At 39.5% G+C, this 13,398-nt stretch carries 13 protein-coding genes; 7 read left to right on the forward strand and 6 right to left on the reverse strand.

Translation table 11 applies throughout. From position 1 onward, the window contains the following. Positions 1–8 precede the first annotated feature (8 nt). Positions 9–434, reverse strand: a complete 426-nt coding sequence (locus MsAm2_RS01975; RefSeq protein ID WP_338098142.1) for a very short patch repair endonuclease — start codon at positions 432–434, stop codon at positions 9–11. A 1,019-nt stretch (positions 435–1,453) separates the two neighbouring features. Here MsAm2_RS01975 and glyA point away from each other — a divergent pair. The 3 genes from glyA to folP all read left to right on the forward strand — a co-directional run bounded on the left by glyA (position 1,454) and on the right by folP (position 4,658). Continuing rightward, complete coding sequence (gene glyA / locus MsAm2_RS01980; RefSeq protein WP_338098143.1) at positions 1,454–2,689, forward strand: serine hydroxymethyltransferase; 1,236 nt, start codon at positions 1,454–1,456, stop codon at positions 2,687–2,689. A 194-nt stretch (positions 2,690–2,883) separates the two neighbouring features. Beyond that, positions 2,884–3,747 carry a bifunctional 5,10-methylenetetrahydrofolate dehydrogenase/5,10-methenyltetrahydrofolate cyclohydrolase gene (locus tag MsAm2_RS01985; protein WP_338098144.1) on the forward strand — a complete coding sequence of 288 codons (864 nt, stop codon included), beginning with the start codon at positions 2,884–2,886 and terminating at the stop codon, positions 3,745–3,747. A 74-nt stretch (positions 3,748–3,821) separates the two neighbouring features. Further along, the gene (gene folP, locus MsAm2_RS01990) at positions 3,822–4,658 is read left to right on the forward strand and encodes a dihydropteroate synthase (protein WP_338098145.1); all 837 of its coding nucleotides are present in this window, start codon (positions 3,822–3,824) and stop codon (positions 4,656–4,658) included. A 100-nt stretch (positions 4,659–4,758) separates the two neighbouring features. On the opposite strand, the gene MsAm2_RS01995 is transcribed toward folP, so the two are convergent. Then, a complete protein-coding gene (locus tag MsAm2_RS01995; RefSeq protein WP_338098146.1) occupies positions 4,759–5,079 on the reverse strand; it encodes a rhodanese-like domain-containing protein in 321 nt (106 codons plus the stop codon). A 185-nt stretch (positions 5,080–5,264) separates the two neighbouring features. Between MsAm2_RS01995 and MsAm2_RS02000 the strand changes: the two genes are divergently transcribed. Further along, positions 5,265–6,095, forward strand: coding sequence for a DUF2238 domain-containing protein (locus MsAm2_RS02000; protein ID WP_338098147.1), 831 nt, complete (start codon positions 5,265–5,267; stop codon positions 6,093–6,095). Between the two features lie 507 nt (positions 6,096–6,602). Here MsAm2_RS02000 and MsAm2_RS02005 read toward each other — a convergent pair. From MsAm2_RS02005 to MsAm2_RS02015, 3 genes are read right to left on the reverse strand one after another with little or no spacing between them, the layout of a single operon-like run. After that, complete coding sequence (locus tag MsAm2_RS02005) at positions 6,603–7,460, reverse strand: TIM barrel protein (protein WP_338098148.1); 858 nt, start codon at positions 7,458–7,460, stop codon at positions 6,603–6,605. Between the two features lie 15 nt (positions 7,461–7,475). Then, a complete protein-coding gene (locus tag MsAm2_RS02010; RefSeq protein WP_338098149.1) occupies positions 7,476–7,811 on the reverse strand; it encodes a hypothetical protein in 336 nt (111 codons plus the stop codon). Positions 7,812–7,813: 2 nt separating this feature from the next. Then, positions 7,814–8,350 (reverse strand): phosphopantetheine adenylyltransferase, encoded by a 537-nt coding sequence (locus MsAm2_RS02015; protein ID WP_338098150.1) that lies wholly within the window; start codon positions 8,348–8,350, stop codon positions 7,814–7,816. Between the two features lie 351 nt (positions 8,351–8,701). Between MsAm2_RS02015 and radA the strand changes: the two genes are divergently transcribed. Beyond that, positions 8,702–9,679 carry a DNA repair and recombination protein RadA gene (gene radA, locus MsAm2_RS02020; RefSeq protein WP_338098151.1) on the forward strand — a complete coding sequence of 326 codons (978 nt, stop codon included), beginning with the start codon at positions 8,702–8,704 and terminating at the stop codon, positions 9,677–9,679. Between the two features lie 178 nt (positions 9,680–9,857). Further along, positions 9,858–10,925 carry a DNA primase regulatory subunit PriL gene (gene priL / locus MsAm2_RS02025; RefSeq protein WP_338098152.1) on the forward strand — a complete coding sequence of 356 codons (1,068 nt, stop codon included), beginning with the start codon at positions 9,858–9,860 and terminating at the stop codon, positions 10,923–10,925. Positions 10,926–10,958: 33 nt separating this feature from the next. Here priL and MsAm2_RS02030 read toward each other — a convergent pair whose 3' ends face one another. Then, positions 10,959–11,837, reverse strand: a complete 879-nt coding sequence (locus tag MsAm2_RS02030) for an IS30 family transposase (protein ID WP_420846959.1) — start codon at positions 11,835–11,837, stop codon at positions 10,959–10,961. An 800-nt stretch (positions 11,838–12,637) separates the two neighbouring features. Between MsAm2_RS02030 and MsAm2_RS02035 the strand changes: the two genes are divergently transcribed. Then, positions 12,638–13,024, forward strand: a complete 387-nt coding sequence (locus tag MsAm2_RS02035) for an MreA family transcriptional regulator (protein ID WP_338098153.1) — start codon at positions 12,638–12,640, stop codon at positions 13,022–13,024. Positions 13,025–13,398: the final 374 nt, after the last annotated feature.

Raw genomic sequence — 13,398 nt, forward strand, 5'->3', positions numbered from 1 at the left:
AAATTATTTCATCTAAGAATCCTACAAGCCCAAATCACTTTCTCAATCTCTCCGACACACTCACTTGTATTTTTTTTGATGTTTTTCCCCCAAAACCTTAAAACAAACCACCCATCATTTTGTAGTGTTTTATTAACTTCTACATCTCGTTCCATATTCTTTTCAATTTTTGGAATCCAAAATTCTTGCCGTGTTTTGATTTCATTCCTTTTAATTTCCCAATTCCATCCATGGAAAAATTCACTATCGCAAAATATAGCGATTTTTTCTTCATAAAATACAATATCCGGCTTTCCAAAAACGGATTTGTCATTAGTTGTGAAAGCGTATCCCTTTTCGGCTAAGGCTTCTTGAAGAATATGCTCAATTTTGCTGCCTTTGTTTTTCACGGCTTGCATATTCTTTTTTCTTTGCTCAGGGGTTAGCTTATCCATAAAAATTCCTCTTTTTGAAAAAGTATGGGTTCAAAAAAATGATCTTGATTTTTGAACACAACCTAAAAATGGATTGTATAAAAAAATAATTTTTAATAATTTCATGTTTATGTTTTTATCAAACATATGACTTTGAGATCAAGAAAATACTTATGTTATCAGTTATATTAAAAAATAATTATTTCAAAGGTCTGTTTTTTAGGTATTACAATCAACAAAGAGTTTTAAAATGGTGTGGAGAATATCGAAGGATGAGGTTTAGTACGAACGTAGGCGGGCACATGGCTACTGGTATACGGTTACTTGCAATGGCAATGATGAAGTATACAATCACCGTGGTTTACCTCATGAACAGGACTTATCTCCTTTGATAGGATCCCGTCTTTCAAATTGTCTATTTAATAAAAATAGGTACAATAAACCATCATCTTCTACATCGACTTCCCTCCAATATGATACGCCGAAGATTTTTCCTGACTCTAAATCATCACCGAAGTCTCTAATTCTACAAAATGATGAAAATTTATTCTTTTGTTGTTGTGAGACTATTGGATTATGTACAAAGTGTGGTGAAGAGCATGAACTTACTTATCATAACAAGGGGGTTCTTTGCGAAAAATGCTATTGGGTATATAGTTTTTCTGAAAAAAATAAGAACAATCCATCCAATTCCAATATTAAACAAAACAATAAAATAGAAAAGTCATCTTCTATTGTCACTTCAGAGAATAACAATAAAATCCATATGGAAAATAAACCCAGGTATGGAGTTCTTATAACGTGTTTAACTCTTATGTTGATTGTACTTTTGTTTTTATGGGAACTTTTGATTCTGATTTTCAAAACAATGTAATAAATTGATATTTGTTACGGGACAGAAAATTCTGTCCCCGCCTTTTTCTCCGGTTATATATTTATATTTTAATCATTTTTTACCCATATCTTTAAAAAACCCAAAAACTTTAAAGAATACATCCTTTAAATCTCATTTTTAACCTTATCAAAAAGAGGAAACCCTTATGTCTTATCTTGAAAAAGCAGACCCCGAAATGGCACAAGTTTTTGAAAAAGAAATGGTGCGCCAGGAAACCCGCCTCGACTTAATCGCGTCCGAAAATTATGCGAGCTTTGCCGTCATGGAAGCCATGGGCAGCATTCTCACCAACAAATACGCCGAAGGCTATCCCGGCAACCGGTATTACGGCGGCTGCGAAAATATGGATTTGGCGGAAAACTTAGCGATTTCCCGCGCGAAACAAATGTTTGGCGCCGAACACGTCAACGTTCAGCCACACTCGGGCTCCGGCGCAAACATGGCGGTCTACTTCTCCGTCTTAAAACCGGGAGACACCATCCTTTCTATGAATCTCTCCGAAGGCGGACACCTTTCCCACGGAAGTCCGGTCAGCTTCTCCGGACAACTCTATAACATTGTTCCCTATGGCGTCGACCGCACAACCGAAATGATTGACTACGACGAATTAGAGCGGCTCGCCAAAGAACACAAACCCAAAATGATTGTCTGCGGCGCATCCGCCTACTCCCGAATTATTGATTTCAAACGCTTCTCCGAAATCGCGGCCGGCGTGGATGCGTACCTTCTCGCCGACATCGCCCACATCGCGGGACTCGTCGTCGCCGGCGCTCACCCAAGTCCCATTCCGTATGCGGACTTCGTCACCACCACAACCCACAAAACCCTGCGCGGTCCTCGCGGCGGAATGATTTTGTGCAAATCCGAATTCGCAAAAGCGGTCGACAAATCCGTTTTCCCGGGAACCCAAGGCGGTCCCTTGATGAACAACATCGCCGCAAAGGCGGTCGCGTTTAAAGAAGCCCTCACGGATGGCTTTAAGAAAGACCAAATTCAAACCGTGAAGAACGCGAAAGTCGTCGCCGACACCTTGTCCGAAAAAGGATTTAGAATTGTCTCCGGCGGAACCGACAACCATCTCATGCTCATTGATTTGACGGCCTACAACATCACCGGCAAAGATGCCGAAGCCGCATGCGCCAAATCCGGAATCGTTTTGAATATGAACACCATTCCGTTTGACAAACAAAAAGCGTTTATCGCCAGTGGAATTCGTGTCGGAACCCCGGCGGCCACCACAAGAGGCATGAAGGAACCGGAAATGAAAATCGTCGCCGACGTGATTTCCCGCGCCGTGAAAAATGCCGGAAACGATGCCGAACTTGAAAAAATCCGGATCGACGTCAAAGCGCTGTGCGAAAAATTCCCGGTGTACAAGTAAGCCAAAAAGCAAAATTAAAACTTTAAATAAACCGGCAGGAGCCGGTTTATGCTGTTTTTTATTTGCTTTTCTTTTTTGTGTTTTGCATCTCATGTTTTACATTTTTTACTTTCTTTCATCTCTTTCAATTTCATCTCAATCATTATCTCAATCATTATTTCAATCATCATCTCAATCAAAAATTGGTAATTTTCATGTCGGACGCAATGGATTCTTCAAAAATAATCGATGGAAAAGCCGTGGCTCAAAAAGTGGAAGCTGAAGTCTCAAAAGCTGTCGCCGCGCTCAAAGAAAAAGGAATTTTTCCCAAACTTGTGACCGTTTTGGTCGGAGAAGATCCCGCCTCTCAAATGTATGTGCGGATGAAACACAAAGCCTGCGAGCGGGTCGGAATTTTAGCCAGTGATTGTCTCCTTTCGGCAACGATTTCCGAAAAAGAGCTTTTGGATGTAATTTTGTCTCTTAACGCCGACAAAACCGTCTCCTCTATTTTAGTTCAGTTGCCGCTTCCCAAGCACATCTGCGCGCAAACCGTCATGAACGCGATTGATCCGAAAAAAGATGCGGACGGCTTTCATCCGTTCAATATGGGAAACCTGCTCATCAACGAAGAAGGATTGGTCCCCTGCACGCCCAAAGGCATTATCCGGCTCCTTGAGGAATACAAAATCGATGTGCAAGGCAAAAACGCGGTCGTGGTCGGGCACAGTAACGTCGTCGGGAAACCAATGGCGGCCATGCTTCTGAACCGAAACGCCACCGTTTCCGTCTGCCACATTTTTACAAAAGATTTAAAATCCTATACGATCAATGCCGATATTCTCGTGATCGGCGTCGGGGTTAAGCATTTGATCCAAGAAGATATGGTCAAATCCGGTGTTGTTGTTTTTGATGTCGGCATCAATCAAGACGCGACCGGGACGCATGGCGATGTCGATTTTGCGAATGTGATTCATAAAGCGTCTCTCATCACACCGGTTCCGGGTGGCGTCGGGCCGATGACGATCGCAATTTTAATGACGCATGTTGTCCAGTGCGCAAAACTTGTCGCTTTGTAACACACTCTCCTATCAATCACAATCAATCATAATCAATCAATCAATCAATCAATCAATCAAAAGGTCGGGATTTATTGGTCTTTCAAACAAAAATATGCGGTCTGAAAATCGGCGGTTCCCATCCGCCGCTTGTGATGGGCGTCCTGAATTTAAGTCCCGAATCTTTTTATCAAAAATCTGTTTATGATCCGAAATCACTCCTGGGCGCGGCTCAAAAAATGGTTGATGACGGCGCGTCCATGATTGACATCGGTGCCCGATCGACCGCGCCGAATTCTTTGCCCATCAGCGTGGAAGAAGAAAAAAAGCGTCTCCTCTTTGCGTTAGATATTTTGGCGGACAACATTTCCATTCCGATTTCTGTTGACACAATGTATTCCGAAATCGCGCATGCCGCACTTTCCAAAGGGGCTTCCATGATCAATGACATTTCCGGCCTGAAAAATGATCCGGAAATGGCGCGCACGATTGGAGATTTTGACGCGTGTACGGTTCTTATGGCGACGCAAAAAAGGCCCGGCGATCCGCTTGGAATAAATGCGGTTTTGTCGGCGTTGTCCAATTCCATTTCCATTGCCGAGCAGTCCGGCATTGATTCTCAAAAAATAATTTTAGATCCCGGGATTGGGCATTGGATTCCCGAAAAAACGTCGGAATACGATTTTGATATGATTCATCATTTTGACCGCCTGTCCGCTTTTGAAAAGCCGATTTTGATTGCGGTTTCCAGAAAATCATTTCTAGGCGTAACAACTCAAAAGCCGCCCGAAGGGCGGTTAATTTCCGGAATCGCCGCCGCAAGCATTGCCGCTTACAAAGGCGGACACATCATCCGAACGCACGATGTTGCTGAAACGGTGGACGCGGTCAAAACCGTGCATGCGATTTTGACGAAAAAGCCTGAAAAATGATTGGGCAGCATAATTATTTTGCATTGAACGGACATGTTTTTCATTTTTTGTTTTGTTTTTCATTTTTGTTTTGTTATGTTTTCATTTTTATTTTTGTTTTTTAGTATTGTACCGGCATCTTTTTTGAATTCCATCCGCTCATTCCGCCTTCAATGGAATAAATTTCCGTAAATCCGGATTTTTCAGCAATTGTTGCGGCTTTTCCGGCCCGAACACCGGATTGGCAATAAAATACAGTGGATTTGGAGGGATCCAATGCTTTTAATTTTGTTTCAAAATCAGGGTGATTGACATTGATATGGATGGAATTTTGAATGTATCCGGTTGCCCGCTCCTGCGGTGTTCGAACGTCTATGATTTGAATTGTTTTTTCTTGGGACAGCTTTTGAATTTCAATTGGGGGAAGCACTTTATAGGTCATTTTTTATCTCCTCATTTTTCAAAGTTATGGAATTCGGTATGATTTGCAAGTAAAAGATTTGTTTCATAAATATTTAAATATTTATATATTGTATTATTATAAAAATAGTACACTCTTTAAAATATAAAATTTTGATGCTTGAAGCATAAATTTTATTAAAATCGGATTTCATAGGTTTAATTATAATGGCAGAAAAATCAGACCCAAATCAAATTCACGACGGTTCCGACAAAGCATGTCCGGAAGATGACGATAATTACTTTGCGGATGAGATCATTGAGCCGAAAATTGCGAAATACATACGATGGGGACTTATTTTTATCTTAATTCTCAGCGTTCTTTTGTTCGTTTACCGGTATTTGACCGGTTTTGACACAGAATTGGCAACGGACGAATTTTTGGAAAACGAGTTTTTCTTCTTGTTTTTCACAACAATGACGCTGATTTATTTATTCCTTCCCAAATTCGTTCAAAAGAAAATGAAATTTGTCGCTGATCCGTGGCTGGTCATTGTTATTGTTTTATTCATTTTCGCAGGCTCCTTTTTAGGTCAAGGCCTCAACTTCTTTGAGCGTTTTCCATGGTGGGATGTGTTCCTCCATACGATTTCCGGTATCATTCTCGGATTGATTGCTTTTGCGCTGACATCCGCACTCAACGAGTCCAAAGATTGTGGCATTAAATTAAATCCGTTTTATGTCGCCTTGTTTTCTTTCACGTTTGCGATTGCGGTTGGCGCTCTTTGGGAAATTGTGGAATACTTGTTTGATTGGTTTTTGGCAACCACCATGCAGTGCTGGGATCAAGATCCATCTCTTTACATCACCGGGCGGATTTACCAAGGAGCCGGACTCATCGACACGATGGAAGATTTAATTGTGGACACGCTTGGCGCGTTGTTTGTGTCCACGGTCGGCTACTTCTATTTGTCACGCGGAAAACCGTTCATGAGAGGAAAACGATTGAGGACAAAAGAGCAGCAAAATGAAAATAAGGAACATAAGGAAAAAAAGTAAAAATAAAATACGAATCAGTGGAACCGTCAAAATTTTAATGGGCGGTTCCGGTCTTATTTTTTATTTTTCTATTTTGATTTGATTTGATTTGATTTGATTTTTTTATTTTTATTTGATTTTTTTGTTTTTGCTTTTGTTTTTTGCGCCGCCCCGCGCGTTATAGCGACATATTTTTGAATTATTCCACAAAAGACGATGGGCAGTTTTTCATTTTACAGTTTTTTTTCGCAATTTTTTCTGTTTATTTTAGATTTGCTGCAATTTTTCTGCCAACATATCTGTTTTATGAACAATCCGATTCAATCAGATGCGAAACGCATCTGATTGAATCGGATGAGTTTGCTTGGATCGATAAAAAGAGGAAAAAGAAAAAAAACAGAGGAAAAAGGAAAAAAGAACGAAGAAAAAAATATCATATCGATTGCGACCGATAGGGGTTGCATTCGCGAAGCGAACTTTGGCACAAGTTATCCCACCGCCCCTGAAAAATCCGCGAAGCGAATTTTTTCAAACATCCGCTTCTTCATACGTTTTTTTCAGCAAAAGCGCATCTTTTTCAATATTCGGGCTTTCACAAATAATCGTGCCGCAGGCACCGAATTCTTTGAAAACTTTCATCAAGTCCTTGTAATTCATGTCCGATTCATCCAAAAAGAGATGATTTCTCTCTCCTTTGGCCGAATACTCAATTCCGGAAATGTGGCAATGCATTGTTAAAAGTCCTTCCTTTCCCAACCGGTTCTCGATTTTTTCAAAAATTTGAAAAAATTCCGCATAAGTATTATGTTTTCCATCCCGGGCATGAATGTGTGAAAAATCAAAGCACGGCAAAACACCATCGATTTCCGCCGACAGAGACAGCAATTCATCCACATCTCCAAATTGCGTGGCTTTTCCGGTTGTTTCCGGTCTTAATATTGCCGGAATTCCTTCGTCGGCAAGCGTATTTTTTAAATCCGTCATTCGCTGAAAAACCCGGTCGTAGACGGTTTTCTGATCGTCTTTTAAGTAAAAAGCGGGATGAAAAACAATATTTTGCGCCGAACACAAATTCCCGACGCGGGCAGAATCATAAATTCGCTTCACACTGGCCACCAATTTCTCTTCTTCCGCCGCGTTTAAATTAATGTAGTACGGACCATGAACGCTCAGCGCAATATTGTGTTCTTTGGCGGCGGCTTGCACATCGGCCGCGGTTTTGTCATTCATCCGAACGCCGTGGACAAATTCAAGTTCCATGCAATCCAGCCCGAGTGCCCGAACTTGTTTGATTCCGGACAGCGTATCCGGCTTGGGCGAACTGATCGGAACGCCGGCGGTTCCAAAAAGCAATTTATTTTGTCTTTTCGCATGAGAGACAGTCATCTTTTTTCCTCCGATTTATCCGACAATTCCCAAATGGCGGACAATTTCTTTTCTTTTTTCAGGAGACACTTTATCGGCGACCAGCTGCAAAAAACTGTCCCGGTCATCGTCATCCAAACTCATCACTTCTTCTTTGTCCGCAAGAACCATATCCGCCAAATAGTTTACTTCCTCCGGGTCCAAAAGATACAACCGTTCTCGAAAATCATCCGCGTCTTGTGCGAAACGGTGGGAAATCGGGCGGAGAATGAACGGAAAATCATGGCCGGCGCCGGAATCCACGCTTCCTCCCGTTTCGGGAGCAAGCTTCTTAAAAATGCGTTGGTCTTGTTCTGAAAATTTTCGTCCCATTCTCATTTCTCCGTCTTTTTATTTTGATTTTTACTTGGATTGTTATGTTGATTTAATTGCCTTTGAATCCGCCCATACTTATCGATTTCTCCTTTGTAAATCCGGGTGGATGAAATCGGAATGTTGTCCTGCGCCATCACAAAATCCACTTCGCAAATTTGAATTTCGGACCGTCCGTTTTCTTTTCGGATTTGATTAATTTTTTCGGCACCGCTTCGGGTTTCGGGAGATATGACAATAAAATCGAAATCTTCGGAAGCGGCCGGACCAATCGGATCATTTAATTTCGTAATCAAGAAGCAGTCTCCCAAAAGTCCGTATTTTTGAATCAGGTGATTTGCTTGTTTTTCAATTTCCTTTTTCCGGGTTTCGTAATCCGAAACGGCATGACTTTTTTTTTGGGTCATTTCATCAGAGGTGAGTCCGATATGGACGAAGCCGCCGCCGGATTCTTTTAAAATCAGAAAAGCCCGCTCAATTAATCGGGAATGGCCGGCGTGCAGATACTCAAAAGTTCCGCCCAAAACAACTTTTACCATGTACGAAAAACAGGGCGGATAATTAATAATCTTTTGCTTTTGATTTTTCTCATATTTCTTTATATTTCTCAATTTCATATTTCTTCAATATTTTTCAATATTATTGCCGATTTTAAAATAATATAGATATAAATTCAAATCAAAATTATTAAAAAAGCTAAAAATAGGGGGCGGCTTGTCTGCTCTTTGCCGGCGGACTGAATTACTTTCACTTCGCTCACTTTAGTTATTTATAACGTGTCCACCTATGTGGGGGTAATTCATGCACCCGGTGAAAATTGACTTGAATTATTTAGTTGGTTTATTAAATTACGAATAAAAATTGTGCATCAATAAAAGGAGATTTAAATTATGGCGGAAATGCTTTTAGAAGACCTTCCCGGCGTCGGCCCGGCAACAGCGGAAAAATTAAAAGAAGCGGGATTTGCAACCATTGAATCCATAGCGGTCGCGTCTCCGGCGGAACTTGGGACTTCCGCAGATATCGGCGAAGCGACGGCCGCAAAAATTATTGCGGCAGCAAGACCGGCGGCGGATATCGGCGGGTTTGAAACCGGCGATATGGTTTTTGAGCGGCGCCTTCACATCGGGAAAATCAAAACCGGATGTTCTGAATTTGATGAAATGATGGGCGGTGGAATTGAAAGTCAATCCATTACGGAAATTTACGGTGAATTCGGGTCCGGAAAGACACAGGTTGCGCACCAATTGGCGGTCAATGTCCAATTGCCGGAAGAATATGGGGGCCTTGACGGCTCCGTCATTATTATTGACACGGAAAACACTTTCCGTCCGGACCGGATTAAGCAAATGGTTGAAGGCCGCGCTTCCGAACTCGGTCTTGAATTGGACGCTGATGAGGTTCTTCGAAACATTCACGTGGCACGCGCGTACAATTCCAATCACCAAATATTGCTTGTGGATTCTGCACTTGATTTAGCAAACGAACTGAAAGATTCCGGGCGCCCGGTAAAGCTTTTAATTGTTGATTCCCTCACCGCACACTTCCGTGCGGAATACATCGGCCGCGGAACCCTTGCCGACCGCCAACAAAAATTAAACAAACATTTGCATGGCCTCCAGCGGTTCGCGAACTTAAACAACGCGGTTGTTTTGGTCACCAACCAAGTGATGTCCAAGCCGGATGTGTTTTTCGGGGACCCGACAAAACCCATCGGCGGGCATATTTTGGGACACACGGCGACATTTAGGCTGTACATCCGAAAATCCAAAGGTGACAAAAGAATTGTTAAATTGATCGACTCGCCCAACCTGCCGGAAGGCGAAGCGGTTATCGCGGTGACCAAAGACGGAGTCACAAATGCTTGATTTTAAATCAAGCATTTTTTTCATTTTTTTCTCCATCTTTTTTTTATTTTTTCATTTTTTTCTCCATCTTTTTTTTATTTTTTCATTTTTTTCTCCATCTTTTTTTTATTTTTTCATTTTCTTTTTTTGAAAAAGAACCTCATCTTTTATATAATTCCAAACCCAATGAAAGACAGGTATGTCTCCGCAAGACCTTGCTCTTTTACCGTTTTTGACCGAAGCGTCTGATTATGTCGAAGGATTGGATTTTTCTCTGGATTCTTTAATGACAGCCCGGGCTTTTGAGTCGGCACGCCGCCGGGGTTTTGAACGGGTGGCGGAGTCCATTGACGGTGAAATTTCCAAGCCGTCTTTTGGGTCGGACGGGGAAATGCTTTCCGAACTTTTATCTTATCCTTATGCCCGCATCTTGGTTTCTTGCGTGAATGAACCGGCACTCATTCGAAAATATGCGCTTTCTGAAGCGAAAGCCGCTTATTCGATTTTAAAAAAATGGACGGACAAGTCTCCTGAAATATTATTAGAAGTTGGCGGAGACTTTGATATTTTGGCCAACGATGACGGGGCTCATGTTCACATTTATTTTTCTGACTACATTCGCTATTCTTTATCGATGCGGGATCTGTCCTGGAAATTGGTCAACCGGCATTTGGTGAATGGATTTGCGGAGGTATCTCGGGATGAATTTGCGCGGCTTTTGCAGGAAGCGGTTCGAAAAAAAATTGAACATTCGCTGCCGGTTCCAAACATTCCCGAAGAAATTTCAGCACAATGCAACAGTTACGTTTCGGAGCTTAAAGTTCTCTATGAGTCGAAACGAAAAGATATGGGCGATACGGATTTTGGTGAAGTTGATTTTGCTTTATTTCCACCATGTATCAGCAAATCGATTTCAGATGTGAAATCCGGTGTTAACTTGGCGCATTCTATGCGTTTTGCGCTGGTGTCGTTTTTGCTCAACATCGGAATGACGTCGGATGACATTGTCAATCTGTTTAACATTTCACCGGACTTTAGCGAAGAAAAAACACGCTATCAGGTGGAGCATATTGCCCACAATGAATACAAAACACCGGCATGTGCCACCATGATGACATATGGGAACTGTGCCAAAAAAGACAAAACCTGTGAACAAATCAAACATCCGCTGAGTTATTATCAACGTAAAATTTTCTTTAAACGAAAAGATGAAGGACTTTTGGCGGAAATTCAAGGTCAGGCCGTTTCCGGAAAAGAAATGAATTAATAATTTATCATATTTTTCAATTCTTATCTTCAATCAAGAAGTGCATAATTTCATGACTTCCAAAGGAGTCATGAAATTTAAACACTTTCTTGGCCTGTTATTCAGCCACTCTTCTAATTCTTTCACTTGTTTTATTGAAATCAATGAAAAATTTGTACTTTTAGGGAATATTCTTCTAATTATCCCGATCGTGTTTTCCACCGTTCCTTTTTCCCAACTGGAATAGGTATGACAGAAATAAGTATCAATATCCAACTCATCCTTCAATCTCATATGAGCAGCATTCTCTGTCCCATTATCGAAAGTGATTGTTTTTCTGAATGCCGGATCCAGTTGTTTTAAAGTAGCAATCGCCTTTTCCATCATTTCATGAGCAGATTTATCATTCAACAAATTAATCCAGGTATATCGCGTAACCCGATCCACAATTACCTGAAGGCATGATTTAGATTTTTGTGACCCCAAAGTGTCAATTTCAAAATCGCCCACTCTGATTCTGAGATTTACAAACTCGGGTCTATCCTCAATTGAAACTCTGTTTGATATCTTTCCTTCATGCTTTTTTGATTCCTTTCCTCTTTTCCTTCTGATTCGATGATGTCTTGGCAGATACTGAATTAATTCTTTCCCGACAGAATAGATGTATCGATAAATTGATTCATAATTGGTCTTGAGATTTGGATAATCCATGGATATTCTTTTAGCAATTTGTTCCGGCGTCCATCGGTTTTTCAATTTTTCATGAACGTACCGGCGAATATATCTATCCTTCAATATTTCCTTCTTTGCAGCATCATACTTTCGTTTTTCGCTTCTTTTATGTGCTTGGAGAGGATTATAGCACACATCATTATGTGGTGGTTGATTCCGCTTTAATTCCCGGGAAACAGTTGATTGTGAACAGCCAATCACGGTTGCAATCTGAGTTTGAGTACATTTCTATGATTTGTACATTCCAATGTCTATTCGTTGTTCTAATTCTAGGTGCGAATATTTTTTATCTTTCAATGTGTTTTGCATCATGGGTGCTTTCCTCTTCTTTTTGTGCAAGAATTAGATAAGTTAAGCACCCACATTATTTTTTCGGAGATTATGCACTTCTCCATTGAATGTGGGATTTTTTATTATTTCTGATTTTTTATTATTTCAATTTTTCAATTTTTTATTTTTCTGATTTTTATTTTTTAATTATTTTCAAGGATTTTTCTAAATCTTTCATTTTTTTATTTTTGTCTTAATTTTTAGAAATAAAAAGGTCAAATAAATTTATCAAATCCAAATCGAAATATTTCTTCTTATCTTGGTTTTTCTGTTTTTTTATTTTTTGGTTGCTTTTATTTACTTATATTTTACTATTCTTATAATTTCGAATAGTTTAAATATAATTTGAATAATCTGGTTGGATAGGCAACTGCAAAAATTTATTTTTTATTTTTGCTCGTCTTTTTAAGGCTAAATATAAATAAATTGGACGACTTTATTTTATTATAATTATAATAATGATGTAATAAATATAATTCATTATTATAATTTTTTGAATATATCTAAAAATAATTAAAAATAATTAAAAATTATTAAAAATAATTAAAAATAATTCAAAATAATTAAAAATTATTAAAAATAACCGGACTTAAAATCGATATGTGTTATTAGAAATTAAAAAGAACTCAATTCAAAATCAATTTAGAATTTATAAAATGGCAGGTGTTTTTTTGAAAGATTATGAAATAAAAGTATTGGATGAGGATGACTTGTTATTTGCGAATCATTTAAAGAATCTGGGAATTCAAAAAAATGTCGCATTGACATTGACTTATCTCCTTAATGTGGAAGAAGCGTCTTCACGGGAAATTGAAATCGGAACCGGGCTGCGTCAGCCTGAAATCAGCTTGGCACTTTGTTACATGAAATCCAACGGTTGGATTTCCGGACGTTTGGTCAAAGTCAATAGAAAAGGTCGCCCAATGCATGTTTATTCTTTGAAAGTCACACTGGAATATATCTTTGAACATTACGAGGAAATCGTTTACAATAATTCTCAAGAATCCATTTTAAAAATACAACGGGTCAAAGACTTCTTAAAAAATACGGAAAAATAAATTACAGCCTGCTTCGTTTTTCATGGTTTTTTATTGAATCTTATTTTTATATTTATATTTGTATTGTTTTTAATACTATTGTTTCGATTAATATTTAATTAATATGTTTCCAAATTTTATTGTTTGGAATTTCAATTTTATGTTTGAATCGTTTTTCAAATTTATTGTTTGGACAGTTTCAAATATTGTCCATTGTCCGCTGTCCATTGTCCGCTGTCAACTGTCCATTGTCCGCTGACCATTGTCCACTGTCCACTGTCAACTGTCTGAGTTGTCAAATTTTGTTAAAATTTGATGTTGTCAAAACATTTCAATTCCTCTACCTCTTCCTTTTTTTCTTTCTCTTCCCTATTATTTTTCATATCAGCGAAACC

The organism is Methanolapillus ohkumae (assembly GCF_032594355.1).
GTDB lineage: Archaea > Halobacteriota > Methanosarcinia > Methanosarcinales > Methanosarcinaceae > Methanolapillus > Methanolapillus ohkumae.